The sequence below is a fragment of the Pseudomyxococcus flavus genome (assembly GCF_050038885.1).
Classification (GTDB): Bacteria; Myxococcota; Myxococcia; order Myxococcales; family Myxococcaceae; genus Myxococcus; species Myxococcus flavus.
Map to the genome: position 1 here is coordinate 1,252,647 of NZ_CP143624.1, position 19,879 is coordinate 1,272,525.

At 68.4% G+C, this 19,879-nt stretch carries 13 protein-coding genes; all 13 read right to left on the reverse strand.

Translation table 11 applies throughout. The features are described 5' to 3' along the window. Positions 1-9: 9 nt before the first annotated feature. Positions 10-525: a hypothetical protein gene (locus VZL07_RS05235; protein WP_426754232.1), complete on the reverse strand. Its 516-nt coding sequence runs from the start codon at positions 523-525 to the stop codon at positions 10-12. 15 nt (positions 526-540) lie between these two features. Then, the gene (locus VZL07_RS05240; protein ID WP_426757237.1) at positions 541-3,624 is read right to left on the reverse strand and encodes a POTRA domain-containing protein; all 3,084 of its coding nucleotides are present in this window, start codon (positions 3,622-3,624) and stop codon (positions 541-543) included. Between the two features lie 14 nt (positions 3,625-3,638). Then, positions 3,639-7,568, reverse strand: a complete 3,930-nt coding sequence (locus VZL07_RS05245) for a translocation/assembly module TamB domain-containing protein (RefSeq protein WP_426754233.1) — start codon at positions 7,566-7,568, stop codon at positions 3,639-3,641. Between the two features lie 5 nt (positions 7,569-7,573). Further along, entirely contained in the window at positions 7,574-8,515 is a 942-nt protein-coding gene (locus VZL07_RS05250; protein ID WP_426754234.1) for an ExeA family protein, read from the reverse strand. 27 nt (positions 8,516-8,542) lie between these two features. Beyond that, on the reverse strand, positions 8,543-11,716 hold the full coding sequence (locus VZL07_RS05255) for a tetratricopeptide repeat protein (protein ID WP_426754235.1): 3,174 nt from the start codon (positions 11,714-11,716) through the stop codon (positions 8,543-8,545). A 189-nt stretch (positions 11,717-11,905) separates the two neighbouring features. Then, positions 11,906-13,291 (reverse strand): acetyl-CoA carboxylase biotin carboxylase subunit, encoded by a 1,386-nt coding sequence (gene accC, locus VZL07_RS05260; RefSeq protein ID WP_426754236.1) that lies wholly within the window; start codon positions 13,289-13,291, stop codon positions 11,906-11,908. A gap of 73 nt (positions 13,292-13,364) precedes the next feature. Continuing rightward, entirely contained in the window at positions 13,365-13,967 is a 603-nt protein-coding gene (accB, locus tag VZL07_RS05265) for an acetyl-CoA carboxylase biotin carboxyl carrier protein (RefSeq protein WP_426754237.1), read from the reverse strand. Positions 13,968-14,010: 43 nt separating this feature from the next. After that, positions 14,011-14,589, reverse strand: a complete 579-nt coding sequence (efp, locus tag VZL07_RS05270) for an elongation factor P (RefSeq protein ID WP_426754238.1) — start codon at positions 14,587-14,589, stop codon at positions 14,011-14,013. A gap of 136 nt (positions 14,590-14,725) precedes the next feature. Continuing rightward, complete coding sequence (locus VZL07_RS05275) at positions 14,726-15,088, reverse strand: roadblock/LC7 domain-containing protein (protein WP_426754239.1); 363 nt, start codon at positions 15,086-15,088, stop codon at positions 14,726-14,728. A 59-nt stretch (positions 15,089-15,147) separates the two neighbouring features. Beyond that, positions 15,148-15,813 (reverse strand): hypothetical protein, encoded by a 666-nt coding sequence (locus VZL07_RS05280; RefSeq protein ID WP_426754240.1) that lies wholly within the window; start codon positions 15,811-15,813, stop codon positions 15,148-15,150. A 38-nt stretch (positions 15,814-15,851) separates the two neighbouring features. Then, positions 15,852-18,572: a type IV pilus secretin PilQ gene (gene pilQ, locus VZL07_RS05285; protein WP_426754241.1), complete on the reverse strand. Its 2,721-nt coding sequence runs from the start codon at positions 18,570-18,572 to the stop codon at positions 15,852-15,854. Between the two features lie 56 nt (positions 18,573-18,628). Next, complete coding sequence (locus VZL07_RS05290) at positions 18,629-19,195, reverse strand: pilus assembly protein PilP (protein WP_426754242.1); 567 nt, start codon at positions 19,193-19,195, stop codon at positions 18,629-18,631. A 43-nt stretch (positions 19,196-19,238) separates the two neighbouring features. Beyond that, positions 19,239-19,865, reverse strand: coding sequence for a type 4a pilus biogenesis protein PilO (locus VZL07_RS05295; RefSeq protein ID WP_426754243.1), 627 nt, complete (start codon positions 19,863-19,865; stop codon positions 19,239-19,241). Positions 19,866-19,879: the final 14 nt, after the last annotated feature.

A 19,879-nucleotide genomic window follows, 5' to 3' on the forward strand; every position in this document is an offset into this window, starting at 1 on the left:
CTCCACGTCTCAGGGATACCGGTCCACCACCTGGATGACACCCGTGTTGTCCTGCACCACGGAGAAGCCCTTCATCGGGCTCGGGTACGCAATCAGGCCCTCGCCGTCCTTGTCCCAGCGCGAGTCCAGGAGGATGCCGCAGAAGGGCACCGACATCGCCCCGGACTCCGGCAGGAAGATGCGGTCATACCGGCCGAAGACGCGGTGCTTCGTCACGTACAGGCGCCCGCCGATGCGCGCCCCCGGGAGCTTCTGCTCCCCCTCGCCACGCGGCAGGGCAATCACGAAGCTGTAGTTGTAGCGCGCCGGCCCCGGGTGGTCCTGGATGGCATCCACGATGACGGGGACCTTGTCCCCGGGCTTCAGGCCCAGGCGCTCCATCTGGAGCAACGCGCCCCGCGGACACGTCCCCTCCGGCGGCATCCACTTCGGCCGCGCGGGCCCTGCGTCGGACGCCTTCGTATGCCCGCAGCCGGCGACGGCGCCCAGCAGCCCCAGTCCCACCGCCCAACTCCGCCAGCGCATGCACCCTCCCCTTCCTCAGAACGTGCCGATGCTGAAGTGGAACTGCGTGGTCGCCTCGTTGATCGCATCGTCGGGGTCCAGGTTGAAACCCACGTCGAAGGCCAGCGGGCCCACGGGCGTCACGTAGCGCAGGCCCGCGCCGGCCGCGTAGCGCAGCCGCCCCGGGTCGAACTGCGTCCGGTCCAGCCACAGATTGCCCGCCTCGAAGAAGAGCCCCAGGTCCACGGAGGACAGGGCCGGCAGGCGCAGCTCCGCCTTCCCCAGCGTGAAGAGCTCGCCGCCCTGGCTCGCGGGCACCTGCCCCGCCAGCACCGCCTTCAGCTCGGCGGAGCACCCCGACGGCGAAATCAGCGCCCGGCAGTCGCGCAGCCGCTGGTGCAGGGCCACGCGCACGTCCTCGGGCAACACGCCGTCCTCGCGGAAGCCTCGCAGGCTCGACGAGCCGCCCAGGTAGAACAGCTTCGAGCCAATGGCCTGCGCCTCCGGCTCCAGCGGGAGGATGGTGCCCGCGCGCGCGGACAGCGCCACGCTCGCCCTGCGCCCCAGCGGGATGTAGCCACTCAGGCTGCCGGACAGCTTCACGCCGTCGATGGGATACGCGTCCACGCGGTTGCCGGCGACGTCCGTGGGCTTCACGCTCAACCCGCGCGTGAACTCCGCGCTGGAGACGAACACCACGCCGCGCCGCGGATTGGCCGGGTCGTCCCGGAAGTCGAGCGTGGCGGAGGGCCGCAGCGAGTGCAGCGCGAAGTCGCCGAACGGGTAGCGCAGCCGCTCCCGGTCGGCGCGGTTGAGCAGCTCGAGCACACCCGCGCGCGAGCGGAGCCGGTTGTTCTCCACTTCGTAGGACAGCGACACGGTGAGCCACGACGCCACCGCCCAGTCCGTGGCGGCGGCCGCCGCGAACCGCGTGGACACGTAGGAGGGCCGGTGCACGCGCTCGCCAATCAGGTCCAGGCGGGCCCCCACCTGTAGCGGCAGGAGGAAGAACAGCCGCGGCTGCGACAGCGCGAGGTTGCCCCGCCCGCCGAAGCCGTTGATGCCCCGCAGCTCCAAATCACAGCCCGGGGCCGGCCCTCCACCGGGCACCACCTGCCGGCAGGCGATGCGCCGGTCCTGGGACAGCGCATCCGCGCTGAAGCCCGCGTAGTTGATCTTCCCGCGCGCCAGCAGGCTGAGCCCCATCCCATCCAGGTTGCGGTAGGCCGTGTCGAGCGTGATGCGGGGGCCGTCCACCAGGAAGTAGCCGGCGGACACCTGGCCATCCAGCCGGGGCCGCTCCTGGACCGTCACCAGCACGTCCTTGGCCTCTTCTCGCCGCGTGGGGTCGGCCAGCGCCACGTCCACCTGTCGGAACACGCCCAGCCGGGACAGGCGGCGCTGCCCCTCCGTCAGCTCGTCCAGCGAGACGGGCTTGCCCTCCTCCACCGCCAGATTGGCCAGGACCAGCTCCGGGTCGGTGCGCGTCAGGCCCTGCACCAGAATCCGCCCCACCTTCACCTGCGGCCCTGCGTCCGCGCGGAAGACGACGGTCGCCTGCGTCCCGTCCTCGCCGACGCCCGTCTCCGTGGTGACGCGCGCGAAGAGGTAGCCCTGCCGCCCCAGCTCCTGCTCCAGCGCCTGACGCGAGGACTCCACCGCGTCGAAGCTCAGCGGCTCGCCCTTGCGGATGCGCGGCCCCAGGCCCCAGGACGACAGGCCCGGTGGCACGCCATCGAAGTCCACCTTCACCAGCCGCGCCTGGGGCCCTTCCTCCACGTCGAAATCGGCGACGGCCGTGCGCCCCACGACGTCCACCGTCAGCCCTCGGAACGACACCACCGCGGAGAGATAGCCCTGCTCGCGGTAGGCCTCGTTCATGACCTCCACGGCCTCCTGCCATGCCTCCTCCACGTACACCGTGGAAGGCGGCGGAGGCGGCGCGACGCCCGGGAGCTCCGGGCCGTGGCGTCCCTCTGTATTCAGGGGGTCATCGAGCATCCGCAGGTCCAGCTCCGGCCGCGTCATGCCCGCCAGCACCCGCTCCGAGAGCAGGGCGCGCAACGTCTCGGCGGGCAGCCCGGCGTTGCCGTGGAAGCGCACGTCCACGACGCGCGTCACATGCCCCTCCTCCACGTCGAACACCAGCGCCGCGGCCTCGCCATCGGGGCGGAGCACCTCGCGGGCGCGCACGCGCACGTCGAGGAAGCCGCGGTAGCGGTAGAACGCCTCCACGCGCCGAGCCAGGCGGCCCGCGAGCACCTCGTCCATGGGCTCCGAGGTGTCGTGGGCCAGCACGCGCAGCAGGACAGCCTGCGGGAAGTGGCGGTTGCCATGGAAGCGCAGCACGTAGCGGGGCCCCGCGGACAGCGGCACCGCCACCGACGCGAGGCTGCCCTCCACCAGCACCGCCGGAGCGCCCACCTGCGCGCGCCAGTAGCCTTCCTCGCGCAGCAGCGTGCGCAGGTGGTCCAGCGAGCTGGACAGGCGCGACCGGTCGAACACCTGCCCCGGCCGCAGCTCCAGCACCTCCAGCAGCCGGGACAGCGTCAGGCCCGGGCTGCCGGAGAAGGTCACCTGGCGGACGCGCGTGGGCAGGCCCTCGGCAACGGTGAGCACCACCGCGACGCCGTCCGTCACCGGCTCCTGCGTCACGGTGACCTTCGCCGCGTCGTAGCCCTTGCGCTGGTAGGCCTGGAGCACGGACGCCACCGCGCCATCCAGCTCCTCCCCGTCCAGGGGCCCGCCCTCCAGCAAGCCGCTGGCCTCCAGGAGCTCTCCGTCCGACAGCACGGCATTGCCCTCGAAGCGCAGCCGCGCCAGGCGGGCAACGGGCGTGAGCTGGAACATCAGCCGCACGCCGCCCTTCACCGGCTCCGTGCGCGCCACCACGTCGGTGAAGCGGCCCGTGGCCCACAGCCGCTCCACGGAGCGCCGCACCGCGCCTGGCGACAGCGTCTGCCCCTTGCGCACCGCGACCAGGTCGCTCAGCCCCTGCGCGTCGGCGCCCCCGGGGAGGTGCAGCTCCACGGCGATGACTTCGGCACCGAATCCGCTTCCGTCGTCGCCCTGGGCGTGCGCGGCGCCCGAGAAGAGGACGCAGAGCCCCAGCGCCAGCAGCGCGATGGCGCGGGCTACTCGACCTCCCAGCTCAGCTTCAGCTCGAGCCCGAGGTTTCCAAACGAGGCTTCGTTGTTCTCGTTGTCCCACTGGGCCTGCGCGGAAAGTCGGTCATCGAAACGGTACTCGGCCCGCGCCCGCGTGCCGCGCCCGCTCACGGGTTGCGTCATGCCGATTTTAAGCTGCTCGCTCAGGAACTTCGACTCCAGTTGCGCGGTGGGCTCCGCCTGCCGGGTGGCGTCGTTGTAGGTGGTCGAAATCTGCAGGGACAAATCCCTCAACACCGGATTGCTGGGAAGGAGCCGCTGGAGCTGGCGGTCCAGGCCCGACACGTTGAAGAGGGCCTCGGCGGCCAGGCCGGCGCTCGCGGAGACGGCCGTGTCCTGGTCGGACGAGGTGAAACCCAGGGTGAGCAGGGAGATGATGTCCCCTTCCACCAGCGCTGGCTCGGAGGAGAGCAGAATCTGCGGGTCCGCCACCTTGCCGAAGGCGTGCAGCCGCACCACGTACTCGCGCACCTGCGTCTGGGCCTGGACCTCGAAGACAGGGTCGATCTGCGTCGCGTCCTGGAACTCCAGCTGCCCCTGATTGATGGTGAAGGGGTTGTTGCGGAAGAACGCCTGGCTGCCCTCCGCCAGCTCCACCCGGCCAAGCAGGCCCGGCCGCAGGTCCGTCCCCGTCAGCCGCACATCGCCGAGCAGGCGGGCCTTCGCCAGGTTGTTGTCCACCCGGACGTCGCCGAAGTGCACGTTCACATCCCAGATGACCCAGGGCTTCGGCGGCTCGCCGGACGCGGACGCGGACGCCGCCACCGGATGCGCGGTGCGCTTCTGCAGCGTCTTCAGCAGCGCCTCCACGTCCAGCGCCTTCTGGTAGCGCATCTTCACGATGTCCATGCCGCCGGTGACGGTGAAGCCCTTGGGGGGCCCCACGACCTGGAGCAAGCCGGAGAAGGTCGCGGGCAGGTCCTCCGTGAGGCGGTAGGGCACTTCGTCCAGCTGCACGGTGAGCCCCAGCCGCTGCGGCAGGAAGCGCTCCAGCCGCACGTCGCCACGCGCGGACACGCGTCCCTCGTTGACCTGGCCCTGCAGGTGCTCCACCAGCACCCGCTGCCCCGTCATCTCCACGCGCCCGGCCATGTTGCGCACCTGGACGGGCCAGTCACGCAGCGCCAGCCGCATGTCGAACAGCTCCGCGGTCCCCACCACGGAGGGTTTTTCCAGCGTGCCGGAGGCCTCGGCGTCCACGGTGACGCGCCCGGAGGCGCGCTCCACCATGGACGGCATCAGCGACTCCAGCATGCGCACATCCAGTCCGCCCCGGAGGGTGACGTCCAGGCCGCGCGGGCTCATCCACCCGCCCAGCGACAGGTCCACGTACTGCCCGGTGAAGCGGAAGGGCTGCACGTCCGTCCGGCCGCCCGCATACGCGAGGACGATGGGGCCCGCGTTCTCCCCCCGCAGGTCATCGCGTGTGAGGACCAGCCGCTCCACGGTGGCGTTCACCTGCGAGCCCGCGGGCTCCAGCAGCAGCCCCTTGGCGCTCAAGGTGCCCGCGAGCGAGCCGCTCACGCCCGCCCACATGGGCGCGTCCGGCAGCAGCGGGCGAATCTCCGGCAGCGCGAACGAGCCCTGCGCTTCGTAGGGCCACCCATCCTGCACCTTCATGACGATGCGGCCCGTGGCGTCCTTGAAGGGGTTGCCCCACACCTCGAAGCGCTTCCCCACCAGCCTCCCGGTGAGGTCCATGAAGCCCAGGTTCCGCTCCGCGAAGGTGACGCGCGGCGCGCGCAACGTGACGTCCACCACCGGCACGTCGGCGGTGCCCGACACGACGCCGTCCATCACCATGGTGCCCTGGATGCCCATGCGCCCGGCGAGCTCGGGGTCAACGGCCTCCGCCAGCGACAGGCCATCTCCCCCGAAGCGGTAGTCCAGGCCGCCCTCGAAGGTGAACGTCCCCTCCGCCCAGGTGCGGCCCAGGGGGCCCGTGAGGGTGGTGCGCTCCAGCACCATGGCCTTCCCATCCACGAAGCGCAGCCGCGCCGCGCCGTCCCCCATGCGCCGCCCGTAGTAGGTGGTGTCCTTCATGTCGAACGCCACCAGCCCCTCCAGCTTCTCCACGGGGCTGTCCACCTCCACCCGGCCGGTAGCCGTGCCGCCCAGCGTGCCCTGCATCAGCGCGAGCGAGGGACTCAGGCCCGCCACCACATCCACGAGGTCCTCGGTGCGCCCCTGCGGGACGTTCACCTCCAGCCGGAGGTTGAGCAGCCGCCCGAAGCCCACCCCCGCCTTGCCGTAGTACTGCGTGCGCCCCTTCTGGCCGGTGAAGGCCGGGAACGTCAGCTGCTGGTCCTTGTAGCCGAGCTTCCCCTGCAGCACGCCCAGCGAGAGGTTCCAGAACTCGAAGTCGCGCAGTGACAGCCCCGCGTCCACCTTCACGTCCGACGCGGGCCCCGTAATCGCGTAGGTGGCGCTCCCGCGCCCCGCCCAGGGCAGGCCCGCGATGTGGCCGAAGTCCCCCAGGTCCAGGTCGCCCTGTCCGTGGATGTCCACTCCCAGCTCGCTCCCAATCAGCAGCGCCACGTCTCCCGTCACGCGCGAGCCGCCCGACTCCGCCTTGATGTGGTTGAAGGACACCCGGTCCGCCTGGAGCTTCACCTGCGCCGTCGCGTGGCCCTTCTCGAAGGTCAAGATGGTGAGCCCGTCGCGAGGCTGCGTGTCGAACGCATGCGTGGCCAGCACGAAGCGGCCGGTGCGTAGATCCAGCGGCCCGGACAGCGAGAAGCGCGGCAGCAGGTTGCCAGTGAGCTGCGCGTCCAGCGTGGCCGGGAAGTCCACCCACGAGCCCTTCACCCCCGCCCGGTCCAGGATGCGGCCCAGCGACGCGTCCTCCGTCGACAGGGAGACCTCCAGCGGGAGGTTCGGCGTGAGACCCAGCCGCCCCGTCGCGCGCACCTTGCCCGCGCCCACGGGGACGGTGAGCTCCTCCAGCCGGACCTCCTCCCCCGAGTACGACACGCGGGCCTGGAGGTTCGTCGGCCCGAACCGCGCGTAGCCCAGGCTGTTGCCCGACAGCTCCAGTGACACCGCGGGGGACTCCGCCTTCCCCGCGATGGACACGCGCGTCCACAGGTGCCCCGTGGCGGGGCTGGGAATCAGCCGGGCCTGATAGAGCGCGCGCAGCGGGAGGAACACCTGCGCGTCCAGGGCCAGCCGCGGCGCGCACAGCGAGTCCACGCGGCCGGACACCGTGGTCGTGATGTCGTCCAGCGACACCTCCGCGCGCTCCAGCTCCAGCAGCGCTTCGTCCGGGTCCAGCGCGCCCGCGACCACCAGCTGCCCCAGCGCCAGCTCCCGTCCACCCGGCCCCAGGCGGACGTGCCCGCGCCGGGCCTCCACGTCCAGCTCGATGACGCCCCACTGCTCGTCCCAGCGGACGTCGAGCTCGTCCACCTCCACGCGGCGTCCCCCTGGCAACGCCAGCCGCAGCTCCGCGCCGGCGATGTCGAGGTTCGCCACGCGCAGGTGCTCCAGCGGCTCCAGGAAGCAGAACGCCGGCTTCTCCGCCGAAGGCGTGCTCGGCTGCGTCAGGTCGAGCACCACGCGTGGACGCGATGCCTTCACTTGCGCCAGCGTCAGGCGGCCTCGCAGGGGCTGGAGGAAGCCGAGCTGCACCTCCGCCCTGTCCACGGCCACCAGCGGCGTGTCCGTGCCCGGCAGGAAGAGCGAGAAGCCGTGCACCACCACCCGCGAGCCCAGCGGGTCCAGCTCACAGCGCCCAAGCCCGACATCCAGCCCCAGCACGTCCGGCAGGTGCCGGCGCCCCAGGGTGCAGGCCACTTCCCAGGTCGCTGGCATGCGCAACAGCAGCACGCTCCCCGACAAGACGAGGAGCACCAGCAGCAGCGCCCTGCGCGCACCGTGGCGGCCCTGAGAGAACAAAGCCGCTACAGTTTACCCAGCCCTTCGAGGTAGCGGTCGATCTCCGCGAGGTCCACCTTGCTGCTCGTCGTCCTGGGCAGCGGCGCCGGGGCGCTCGACCGCTCGCCTGCTTGACTGGCGGGCGAGTTCACGCCGAGCAGGCCCAGGTTCTTCCCGATGCGATGCACCAGCTCCGCGGACACCATCTCCTCGCGCGCGAGGAAGGCCTCGAAGAGCGCGTTGTCGCACAGCGTGTTGATGACGCGGGGTGAGCCGGATGAGTGCTGATGCACGGCCAGCAGCGCCTCCGGGCTGAAGGGCATGCGCGGGCAGCCGGCGAGCCGGAGGCGGTGCTTGACGTAGGCCTCGGTGGACTCGGCGGTGAAGGGCTCCAGCCGGTAGCGCATGGCCACGCGCTGCGCGAGCGGCGGGTCCAGCTTCAGGTTCTTTTCGATTTCCGGCAGACCGAAGAAGACGAAGGAGATGAGCTTGCGCTCCGGCACTTCCAGGTTGAGCAGCCCCCGGAACTCCTCCATGAGCTCGCGCGTCTCCAGCATCTGCGCCTCGTCGATGAGGACGACGGCCTTCTTGCCGGACTCGTAGATTTGCAGCAGCCGCTGGTACAGTTGCGACAGCAGCGCCAGCTTCTCCTGCGCCGGGTTCTCCACGCCCAGCTGCAGCGCGATGCGGCGCAGCAGCCAGTTGGCGGTGATGCCCGAGTGGATGATGACGAGCAGCGCCGCCTCGTACTCGGACTCGGGCAGCGAGTCGAGCATCCGCCGGGCCAGCGTCGTCTTCCCCGCGCCGATGTCGCCGACGAGGATGGACAGGCCCTTCATGTAGCTCACCGCGTGCATCAGCCGGGTGAGCGCCTGCGAGTGCTGGGCGGAGTTGTAATAGAAGCGGCTGACGGGAGCGTTGGAGAAGGGCTCCTGGGTCAGCTCGAAGAAGTCCAGGTACGTAGTCATGGGCTCGCCGGACCTCGCGGGGTGCAACTACAGGTAGCCGACCTTGCGCGCCTTGGACGCGCCAGCCGCTGGAATGGGAGTCGTGGTGGTGGGCGCCGCGGCCCCCGCGGGTGCGGGCGTGCTGCTGGCCTTGGCCCCGTTGGCAGAAGGCGTCGGAACCGGATCCTCCACCGGCTCCACGGAAGCGGCAAGCCGGGACACGTGCCCGGCGACGTCCCGGTACTTCGCGTCCATCGCGGCCACGCGCTGGTAGTGGAAGAGCGCCTTGCCCGCGTCGCCCTGCGCCTCGTACGCCGCCGCCAGCTCGAACCCCAGGGCCTTGGCCGCCTCGCCCGTCGCATGCGGGTTGCCCAGGCCCTCGCGGAAGGCCTCCACGGCCGCGGTCGCGTCACCGCGCTGCAGCTGGAGCATGCCCATCATGGTGATGCAGTCGAGCTCGCGCTTCGTGCCCACGCTGCCCTGGCGGGCCACGTCGAACTCGTGGAGCGCGTCGTCGAGCAGGCCCATCTCCTTGTACGCGATGCCCAGGTCGTAGTGCGTGTCCACGTCCTCGGGCTTCACCACCTTGGCCAGGCTCTTCTTGAACTCGGAGAAGACCTCCTCCACCGAGTACTGGAAGTCCTCTTCCGCCGGCAGCGCCGAGGCCCCGGAGTCATCACCGAGGTTGTCGATCTCCCCGGCGAGCTCCGCCGCCAGGTCGAACGCGTCGCGCTCGCCCGTGGTTTCTTCCGCGGGCTCGCTGTCGAAGGACTCCGTGACGGGCTGCACGGACGGAATCTGCGCCGGCCCCGCGGGCGCGGCCTCCTCCGCGGAACCTCCCGCCTCCGCCGCCTCCAGCCGCTCCATCAGCTCGGCGGCGCGCGCGTGGCCCGGGAAGGCAATCATCACCGTCTCGAGGATTTCGCGCGCCTCCTCGAACAGGCCCTGGTCGAGGAAGAACGAGGCCTCGTCACACTCCTCGGCCGCGGGCTCCTCTTCCTCGGAAGCACTCTCGGCTTCGGCGACAGGCTCGGCCTCGACCTCCGGTTCTGACTCGGGCTCAGGCACCTCGAAGGCAACCGCCTCGGGCTCCTCGGCCGCATCCAGGTCGGTCGCGTCCTCGACGATGGACTCGTCCTCGACCGCCACGATGGCGTGCGAGGCCGTGGGTTCCTCGAACTCCGTCGGGTCGCCCAGCGCGGGCGCGCCGAAGGGGTCCTCGTCCAGGTCCGCCGCGGTCAGCGGCGCGGCGCCCACGCGCGTGGGGGCATCCTCCAGGTCCAGCGGAGGAGGCGCCTCGTCGTCCAGCGTGGGGACCTGGAGCGTGTCCGGAGAGGCCTCGTCGAGCAGCGCCTGCGTGGGCGCATGCATCTGGGTCGGCGGCGGCTCGTCGTCGTCACCGAGCGACAGCGCCTCCATGGACGTGGCCGTGCCATCGTCCACCAGCGACTCGTCCTCGAGCGAGTACGCCGCTGCCGCGGCCAGGTCATCGTCGCTGGAGGCCACGAGCGGCTCGTCATCGGACACGCCAAGGCCGGGCTCGTCCGACAGGGCCAGCCCGACGTCGTCCGTCACCAGCGTCTCGTCCACCGACGCGGCGGCCAGGTCCTCCGGCTCGGCCGAGCCGTACACCTCGAACTCGCCCGAGGTGATGGCCTCGCCGACGAGCGCCTCCTCGCTGATGACGGTGGTGTCCCCGTCCTCCTCGATGACCTCGTCCGAATCGCTCGATGGCAGCGTGGCCAGCGCCAGCTCGTCCCCTGGCGGATGGAGGAGCGCGTCCTCCGGCGGCGGCGCGACGAGAATCTCGTCGTCGCTCGAGTCCACCAGGATGGCGTCCTCACCCACCGACTCCACCATGGACACCGGCGGCGCGGCCATCACGGGCCCGCTCGTGCGCAGCACGGACAGGAACGCGGGGACCTCGGGATGGGCCGGGTTCTCCTGGAGGATGGTGGCCAGATACGGCTGCGCGCGCTGGACCTCCGCCGCACGCGTGCAAAGCCGCAGCACGTTCAGGAGCTGCTCGGACGCCTGGGCCTGGTTCCCGGACGCGACGTAGATTTGATACGCCTTCTCGTGAGCGTCGAGGTTCTCCGGGTCGACAGAGAACACCTTGCGCAGGTGGTCCAGCGCTTTGTCGTGGAGCCCGTACTTGACGTAGACGTCCGTCTCCGTGAGCAGCTTGGAGAGCTGCTCGCGCCCCATCCCCGCGGGCGGAGGCGGCGCCATTGGGGCCGGTGCGGGCGCGGGCGCCGCCGCTGCGGGCTGGGGCGCGGCGGGACGCGGCGCGGGCTGCGGTGCCGCCATGGGCTGGGGCGCGGCGGGCGCGGGCTCGGGCGCGCGGCGCGCGAGCAGGTCGGGGTCCGCCGGGTCCAGCACCTCAATCTGCGTCCAGACGGCCTCGGCCTCGGTGAGCCGGCCGCGCTCCTGATGAATCTTGGCCAGCTCCTTGTAGACGGAGATGGTCTTCGACGTCTGGCCCAGCCCCTGGAACGCCTGCGCCAGCAGCGTGAGCGTCTCCACGTCGCGGCCATCCGCCTTGAAGCACACCTGCAGCTTCGCCAGCGCGCGCTTCTGGTCACCGCGCTGCAGGTACGACGTCGCCAGCTCCTTCGCGAGCGGGAGGTTGTCCGGCTCCAGCGCGGAGAGGCGCTCGGCGACGCGGAGCCAGTCATCCGCGCGGCTGTTGCGCTTGAGGTACTCGGCGGCGCGCTTGAACTCCTGGGCCGCCTCGCGCGTCATGTTCTCGCGCGCGTACAGCTCCGCCAGCTTGATCTTCGACGCCACGTTCTCGGGGTCGAGATCCACCATCTTCTTCAAGGTATCGAGCGACGACTTGGTGTCACCCGCCTTGTCGTAGTGGTTGGCGACAATCTGGAAGTACGCCATCGCCTCGGACATCAGCCCGAGCTGCTGGTGGAGCTCCGCCAGCTTGAGGTTCACCTCCAGCAGGTTCGGATTAAGCTTGAGGACCTGCTTGTAGAGCGCGACGGCCTTCAGGAAGAAGCCGTCGGAGGAGTAGCTCTCCGCGACCTTGGTGAAGAAGTGGGCGGCCTGAGGGTTGTCGTTCTTCTTCTGGTACAGCTCCCCCATCTTCTGGAGCACCCGGATGTCCTTCGGGTCGACCTCCAGGACCTTCTGGTACTCCTTGATGGCTTTGTCGTAGGCGCCCTTCGCGACGAGCTTCGCGGCGGCTTCGATGATCTTGTTCTTGTCCATCGAGCGGTGGGCTTCCAGCAGGCCGAAACCCCTTGAACTTCGCGGGTTTCCATCCTCAGCAAGGGGGAGTGTCGGAGGCTAACGGAAAGCTCCGACGCGGGTCAAGAAACGACCCGGCTCCCCCCGGGGCCGGATCACCTGCTCGCGTGGCGGCCCGTCAGGCGGGAATCCACACCAGGTGTATGGGTGCTACGGCGTCTCCTCGACGGCCTTCTTCAGACGGCGCGAGCCCGTCTCGCTCGCCAGCAGCCGTTCCACGAACCGGGTGTCGTAATTACCCTCCTGGAAGGACTCTTCCGCCAGTGCGGCCCGGTGGAAGGGGATGTTCGTGCGGATGCCTTCTACGACGTATTCGCCCAGCGCGCGCTGCATGCGGCGGATGGCCGTGGCGCGGTCCTCGGCATGGACGACGAGCTTCGACAGGAGGCTGTCGTAGTACGGCAGCACCGTGTAGTTCTCGTAGGCCCCCGAGTCCACGCGCACCCCGTACCCGCCCGGCACGCTGTAGCCGGTAATCTTCCCCGGCCAGGGGGCGAAGGTAATCGGGTCCTCGGCATTCACGCGGCACTCGATGGCGTGGCCGCGAATCTGGATGTCCTCCTGCTTGAAGCGCAGGGGCTCTCCATAGGCCAGGCGAATCTGCTCGCTCACCAGGTCCACGCCGGTGACGAGCTCCGTCACCGGGTGTTCCACCTGGATGCGCGTGTTCATCTCCATGAAGTAGAACTCGCCGCGCTCGTCGAGCAGGTACTCGATGGTGCCCACGTTGTTGTACGCGAGCTTGCGCATGGCGTTGACGGACACCTCGCCCATGCGCTTGCGCAGCTCCGGCGTGAGCGCCGGGGACGGGCTCTCCTCGATGAGCTTCTGGTGCCGGCGCTGCACCGAGCACTCACGCTCGTTGAGGTGGATGATGTTGCCGTGCTCGTCCGCCACAATCTGGATTTCGATGTGGCGCGGCTTCTCCACGTAGCGCTCGATGTAGAGGTCGCCGTTGGAGAACGACGCCACCGCCTCCGCCTGCGCGGTGGAGAAGGCCTGCGCCAGCGCACCCGGCTCGCGGACGATCTTCATCCCCTTGCCGCCGCCGCCCGCGGCCGCCTTGAGGATGACGGGGAAGCCAATCTCCTTGGCGAAGGCCTCCGCCTCGCGCGGGTCCTTCACGGTGCCGGGGCTGCCGGGCAGCAGCGGAAGCCCGGCCTCGCGCGCGGCCTGGCGGGCGCGCACCTTGTTGCCCATCAACCGGAGCATCTCCGGTCGCGGACCGATGAAGCGAATCTTGCAGTTCTCGCAGACCTCCGCGAACTCGGCGTTCTCCGACAGGAAGCCGTAGCCCGGGTGGATGGCGTCCGCGCGGGTGATTTCGGCGGCGGACAGCAGCTGCGGGACGTTGAGGTAGCTGTCCTTCGACGCCGGCGGGCCGATGCACACCGCCTCGTCTGCAAAGCGGACATGGAGCGCGTTGGCGTCCGCCGTGGAGTGCACCGCGACCGTGGCGATGCCCAACTCCCGGCAGGCGCGGATGACCCGCAGGGCAATCTCCCCGCGGTTGGCGATCAGCACCTTCTTGAACACGTGGGTGTCTCCGTCAGGGCCGTCTCGAGGAGCGGCACGCCCGCGGAACACGGGCGGCGCGCGGTCCCCTTCGTCAGGCCACTTCGATGCGGAACAGCGCCTGCCCGAACTCCACCGGCCGGCCGTTCTCCACGAGGATTTCCGCCACGCGGCCGGAGACCTCGGACTCAATCTCGTTCATCAGCTTCATCGCTTCGATGATGCAGAGCACCTGGCCCTTCTTCACCACGGTGCCCACATCGACGAAGGGCGGCTGGTCCGGCGCCGGGGTCCGGTAGAACGTGCCCACAAAGGGGCTCGTCACCTGGTGGCCGGGCTTCTCGGCTGGCTTCTCCGCGGCCGGCGCGGGTGCCGCCGGAGCAGCGGCCGGCGCCGGAGCGGCGGCGCGCGGAGCGACAACCGGGGCGGTGTACTCCACCCCGGCACCCGCGGCGACAGGGGTCGGAGCGGCGTGGTGGACGATGGTCGTCTCGGGTCCGTGGCCGCGGCGGATGAAGAGCTTCTCCTCGCCGCGCTTCCACACCAGCCTCGTGACGTCCGAGGACTCGAGAATCTCCACGATCTGCCGCAGGGCATCCACGTCCAGCGACGTGCCACTCGTGTCGGAAGGGCCGCTCGGGGCGGCTTCCGTTCGCGCGGGCGTCTGCGCCCGGGTCGACTTGCGCTTCGTTGCCATGACTCGCGTCCCCTTCCCTCCAGTATCGCTACGACCTTGCGAACTAGCCCCTGGTGGCCACGCGCGTCAGGTACTTGCCGTCACGCGTGTCGATCTTCAGCACGTCGCCCTCTTCGATGAAGAGCGGGACGTTGACGGTGTAGCCCGTCTCAAGGGTCGCGGGCTTCAGGGCGCCGGAGACGGTGTCACCGCGGATGCCCGGGTCGCACTGGGTGACCTTGAGGTCCACGGAGTTCGGCAACGTCACGCCAATGGCCTTGCCGTTGTAGAAGAGCACCGCGACGTTGATGTTCTCCTTCAGGAAGTTCTTCGCATCACCGAGCACCTTCTCGTCGAGGAAGGTCTGCTCGTAGTTGCGGGTATCCATGAAGTAGAACTCTTCGCCCTGGACATAGAGGTACTGCATGTCCTTCTCCTCGATGTCGGGCTTGCCCACCTTCTCACCGGACTTCAGGGTGGGCTGGAGCACGCGGCCAGAGAGGAGGCTGCGAATCGTGGTGCGCACGAACGCGGACCCCTTGCCGGGCTTGACGTGCTGGAAGTCGACGATTTCGTACGGCTCACCGTCGATTTCGATCTTCAGACCCTTGCGGAACTCGGACGTATCGATGACACCGGCCATGGGGACCGACTCCTTACAGACTCGCAGCAGCGAAAGCTTGAAAAGTCCGGGGTGTCTAGCCCATGCGCCCCTTCGATGGGAAGGGGAAAGCAGCGTCGGAAGCGTCGTCTGGATGACTGCTGAGCAGGGCGCGCGGCTAGAGCTCGGCGCGCACCTTGGGGGCCGTGACGCGCAGGACGTACCGGCCCTTCCCGAAGTTGCCGTCCGCGTGCATGGCGAGCACCAGGAAGTACTCCGGTGACACCAGCCGCATCACGGTCAGCACCTTCTCGCTGTTGACGCTGACCTCGCTCACGGTCCCCGTCTTGAGGGTCTCCGCGGCGTTCCGGAGCTGCGTGAGGAGGTTCGCGTACTCGACCCAGGCGCCGTTGAGGTCCAGGTCGGCGCCCTCGTCCTTCTGGAATGTGTCGACGGAGATGCCATCGAAGCCCATCACGCTGCACGCGAGGGCTCCATCCACCTGGTTGACCACCGACTCGAGGTGCGTGCGGAAGGACATGGGGTGATGCTCTTAGGAGGCAGCCGGGGCCCGGTCAAGGGCCCCGGCGGGCTTGGGGACTACTCGACTTCTTCCTCAGGAGGTTCCGAGCACTCAGGCCGGAAGCTGTCCTGGCCGCCGGTGCCGCCGCAGGGCCCCGTTTGCAGAAGGAAAGTCTCCGGCGGGCACGTAAAGCCCGAGGCGTAGAAGGTGATGGGGTAGGCAATCTCGTTCGATTCTGCCTTCGAGCCCGTGACAGTCTTCCCGATCAACTTTACCCGCACATTGAACGTCGCAGACGAACCAACCGCCAGTTGACTCGAAAGCGTCTCGAGCGCGTTGCCGCCAAGCAGGTCGATGACCATCGTGCTGTTGCCGGCAGCATTCGAAGGGAGCGCGAAATGGGTGGGATAAAGTTCGCTCTCCAAATCAGGGCCATCGCCCTCGGTTTCGTAGGTCAACTCGACGTGCGTGACGTAGACCGCCGTGTCATCGCCTGTGCCTGTCAGGGGCCCGTCGTTCACAACGATTTCCGTCGTCGAGAGCCCACTGCGGACAGCGAACCCGGCCAGGTAGCGATTTGAAGTCGAAAGATCCAGGGAGCCACCTCCACTGGCGGCACCCGACAGATTCACGACGCATGTGTCATCCGGAATGTACGCGTTGAAGATCTGGATGGCTGGTGGGTTGTCGACGCAGCCGGACATGGCCAGTGCCAGCGGCACCGCGAGATAGAAGTTCTTCATATGCGAACGTTCTCCTGCACGAGGACAGCAACGGACCCTTACAGGGTCTGCGCGATGGTCTGCCGGTTGAGGATGCGCGGCGTGATGAAGATCAGGAGTTCCTGCCGCGCATCACTCTCAGATTTGTTCTTGAACAAGAGCCCCAGTACCGGAATCCGCGACAAGAATGGTACCGAGTTGACCTGAGTGGTACCGCGACGGACGTAGATGCCACCGATGACCGTCGTGTCTCCATCCTTCACCAGTACCTGGGTGTTGGCCTCCTTACGCTGAATGGAAGGCTGACCATTGGCACCCGTACTCGACGGGTCAGGCTGGTTATTGGATGCGTTGATCGACATCAGGACGCTGCCATCCTGCGTGATGTGTGGCGTCACCTCCAGCGACAAGCGCGCCTCCACAAACGTGGTGTTCACGCCTTGCGCCGACGTCTGGCTGAACGGAATGGACACACCCTGGCTGATGCGCGCGGTGTTGTTATCGAGCGTCGTCACCTTGGGCGCGGAGATGGTCTTGATCGTACCCTCGTTCTCCGCCGCGGACAGGCGCAGATTGAGCTGAAGCGCGCCCCCCGCCGACCCGAACGTGAAGCCCATGGCGCCGCCCACACCCTGCCCGACGCCAGCCGGCAGGTTCACCGCGAAGTTGGGGTTGCTCGGCAACCCAGTCGCGGTGCCGGCCACGCCACCCGTCACCGCCACGTTATTGGGGAAGATGAGGCCCGTCGCATTGCCCGTGGCCTGCCCCGCGCGCGCCTGACCACCCCACTGAACGCCCAGCGAACGGCTGAAGGTGGTGTTCGCCTCCACGATGCGGCTCTCGATAAGCACTTGCGGGGTCTGCGTATCCAGGCTTCGGACCAACGAACGGGCCCGTTCCGTGTTGGAGCGCACATCCTTGACGATGAGAACGTTGGTGCGCTGATCCACCGTCACCGACCCGCGCTCACTCAGCACATCCTTGACCCGCGCCGCCATCTCACTGGCCACGGCGTAGTTGACCGGGATGAGGTTGACCATGAGGTCCTCCTGCTGCTGCAGCGACTTCTTCCGCTCCTGACGCAGCCGGGCCTCTTCCTCCAGGGTCTTCAGCGGCGCGATCCGGATGATGTTCCCGAACTCCTCCTTGCCAAGTGCCTTGGTGCGCAGCACGAGGTCTAGCGCCTGGTCCCAGGGAACGTTTCGCAGCCGGATGGTCACACGGCCGCTCACATCATCCGCCACCACGATGTTCTTCTTCGAAATCTCGGCGATGACGCGCAGTAGATTCTGGATGTCGATGTCCTTGAACTCGAAGGACACACGCTTACCGCGATAACGAGCCTGCTGCGGCGCACCTTCCGCGGCGTAGGCGGGAGCTTCCGTCGTGAAGCCAGCCGTCCGCTGAGCCACCGCGACCTCTTCCGTCTTCACGCCCTTCACATCGAGGCGCCAGGTCAGGGTATTCCCGCTCTGCGAGACCTTCTCCTGGATTGCACCGTCGGCGGCCACCACCAGGCGCACCTTACTCCCCTCACCGGGCACGCTGAAGGCGCTGATCATCTTCACCGGGGTCTCCAGCGCGCTGGTGTCGAGGCTCCGCTCCAGCTTCTTGGGCAGACGCGCGCTGTCCAGCGTCAGCACAGCACTGCGCGGATCCGGACGGTCGACCTTCCAGGCCGCAGTCCCCGACAGCTTCATGACGATACGACCGCCCGCGCTGCTCTCCTCGAATCGAAGGTCCTTCACTTCCACCATGGCGGGAGACTCGGCCTTCATCGGAACCGGGCGAAGCGGCTCGACCTCCGCGACGGATGCAACAGCCTCTTCCGCGTCGCGTGCCGGTGCAGCCTTGCGGGCCACCGCGCCACCAAGCACCACCTCGAGCCCACGGCTGGCACGGTCTACGCGATAGGCGGGCATGCTCCCGCGCACATCGAGGACGAGCCGCACCTTGTCCGAGTGCGCTCCAACACGAACGTCACGCAGCGTGCCGGAGTTCACCCGCGGAGCGCGAGCCGCCAACCCCACGCCAAACACGTCCACAGCGAGCCGCGGAGGGTCGGCAAGCTCCAGAACCTCGTACCGGGCAATGTCACCATCCGCCCGGATGCGCAGGGTGTCATTGGAGAACGACATCGCCGTGATTCGCTGAGCCGGGTTCGCCACCTCGCGCTCATCCGCCTCGGCGGCGACAACATTCTCGGGCAGCGCAGCCTTGGCAGCCGCAGCATCGGCCTGCATCGTCTCAACCGGGGCCACGGAAGCCACCGCAGGCTCGCTCGGCTTTGCAGCAACCGGCGCGCTGCTCACAACCGCCTTGGCCGAAGCCTCGGTGCGCTGTTCCGCGACAGGGGCAGGAACCGGCTGCGTGGCGCCGTCCACCGAGATGACCACCCGGTTGCCGTCCGCGCGCACATCGTACTGGGACGCCTTGTCGAGCGCCAGCAACACCCGGCCAACGCTCGCGCGCTCGTCCGAGAACTGTGATGCCACGACGCCGGAGACCGGTCCCGAGCCATCGTGGTGTCCCTTGATTCCCGTCGCATCCGCCGACGAGAGGTCAACCACCAAGCGCTCCGGCCCGCTCAGGCGGAACACGGTAAAGGTCGGCGGCCGGGTGCCGGTCACCACCACCTGGGCACCCGAGCCCGTGCGGGACACTTCCAATCCCCGCAGCGTATTCAGCTCGGCGCCCTGCACCCTGGCGCCCATCAGCACGACCGCCCACGCGGTCGCTAACATCCACTTGCCCCTCGTCACAGCGCTCTCCTCGAGCATGCGTCCCCTCAACAAGTTGGAAGCGGGCCACCGCCCGCGGGAGCGCCTAGAGGGCGCTACTCTCCGAAGTTCCTGCCCGTCATCATGTTGTAGGCGGGATCCTGCTTCGCATCAGGCTTCAGCTGCAGCGTCACCGGATTCTTGATGATCTCGCCGTTGCCCGAGAACACCTCCGTCACCGTCACGGAATCACGGAGGATCTGCGTCACCTTGCCGCCCTGGCGCCCCATACGGGTATTCCGGCGTACGATGTGCCCGCGGCCCGCCGGGTCCTCGACCATTGCCATGGGGCTGGCGTCTCCCGTCACGACGGCAACGAGCTTCAGCTGGTCCAGGTCGAAGGCACAGAGTGGCTCGTTGCAAGTGGTGACCGGGTTGGTGGCGACCGGACCAAGCTCGTCGATCGGACTGCGAAATGGGTCGCGCTTGCCCACCGGATTATACGTATAGGCATAGGTCGGAGCCGTCTGCGCCTCGGCTGCGGCGGCGGGGGCTGCCTGCTTGGGCGCTGCCGCCGCGGCCTTGGGCTTCGCGGGCGAAGGAGCCGGCATCGGCGCCTCCTCGCACGCGACGAGTGCCAAGGCGAGCATCGCGGTGGTCATGGTGGCCTTGAACGTCTTCATCCTCAATCCCCTTGTCGCCCTACTTCCTGGGCGGATCAAGTTTCTATTTCTTTGAGTTCGCGTTCGAGGTGCCCGCCTTCGTCGCGGCGGCGCCCTTCTCCTCGACGAACCGGAACGTCGTGGCCATGAACTCGCTCTGAAGAACGACCTTCTCGTTCTTGAGTGAGGCCGAACCGAACTTGATGTTGTTGACGTTGACGATGCGGCGCATGTTCGCCATCTCCTGAAGGAAGAGGGCAATCTCATGGTAGTTGCCGTTCACCGTCATTTTGATGGGGATGCGCGCGAAGAACTCCCCCCCCCCGACTGACTCCTTGCCAGGGGTCACGCTGGCCAGTTCCAAGCCGCTTTTCTTCCCGATGTCGTTGATCTGCGCGAGCAACTCCTCGATGTCACGCTGCTCGGGCAACTCCGTGAGCGCCTCCGAGAGCTTCTGCTCAAGCACGTCCATCTCGCGCCGGCGCTCGTTCAGGTTCTGGGCGATCTCACTCTTGTCCGCCAGTTCCAAGTCCAGCTTCCGGCGCTCCTCCATCGCCCATCCGATGGCATCCTCCGTGGGCTGAATGAATATGAAGAAGTTTGCGACCGTCAGAGCCACGACAACAAACGCCAGGCCACCAAACTTGATGGCGGGAGGCGCCTTGACGAATTGATCCAGGTACTTGTCCATGACGAGCGGCCTTG

Coding starts and splice junctions, on each gene's coding strand:
- VZL07_RS05235 (WP_426754232.1), bottom strand. CDS start 525: ATGCGCTGGCGGAGTTGGGCGGTGGGACTGGGGCTGCTGGGCGCCGTC.
- VZL07_RS05250 (WP_426754234.1), bottom strand. CDS start 8,515: ATGACTACGTACCTGGACTTCTTCGAGCTGACCCAGGAGCCCTTCTCC.
- VZL07_RS05255 (WP_426754235.1), bottom strand. CDS start 11,716: ATGGACAAGAACAAGATCATCGAAGCCGCCGCGAAGCTCGTCGCGAAG.
- accB (WP_426754237.1), bottom strand. CDS start 13,967: ATGGCAACGAAGCGCAAGTCGACCCGGGCGCAGACGCCCGCGCGAACG.
- efp (WP_426754238.1), bottom strand. CDS start 14,589: ATGGCCGGTGTCATCGATACGTCCGAGTTCCGCAAGGGTCTGAAGATC.
- VZL07_RS05275 (WP_426754239.1), bottom strand. CDS start 15,088: ATGTCCTTCCGCACGCACCTCGAGTCGGTGGTCAACCAGGTGGATGGA.
- VZL07_RS05280 (WP_426754240.1), bottom strand. CDS start 15,813: ATGAAGAACTTCTATCTCGCGGTGCCGCTGGCACTGGCCATGTCCGGC.
- pilQ (WP_426754241.1), bottom strand. CDS start 18,572: ATGCTCGAGGAGAGCGCTGTGACGAGGGGCAAGTGGATGTTAGCGACC.
- VZL07_RS05290 (WP_426754242.1), bottom strand. CDS start 19,195: ATGAAGACGTTCAAGGCCACCATGACCACCGCGATGCTCGCCTTGGCA.
- VZL07_RS05295 (WP_426754243.1), bottom strand. CDS start 19,865: ATGGACAAGTACCTGGATCAATTCGTCAAGGCGCCTCCCGCCATCAAG.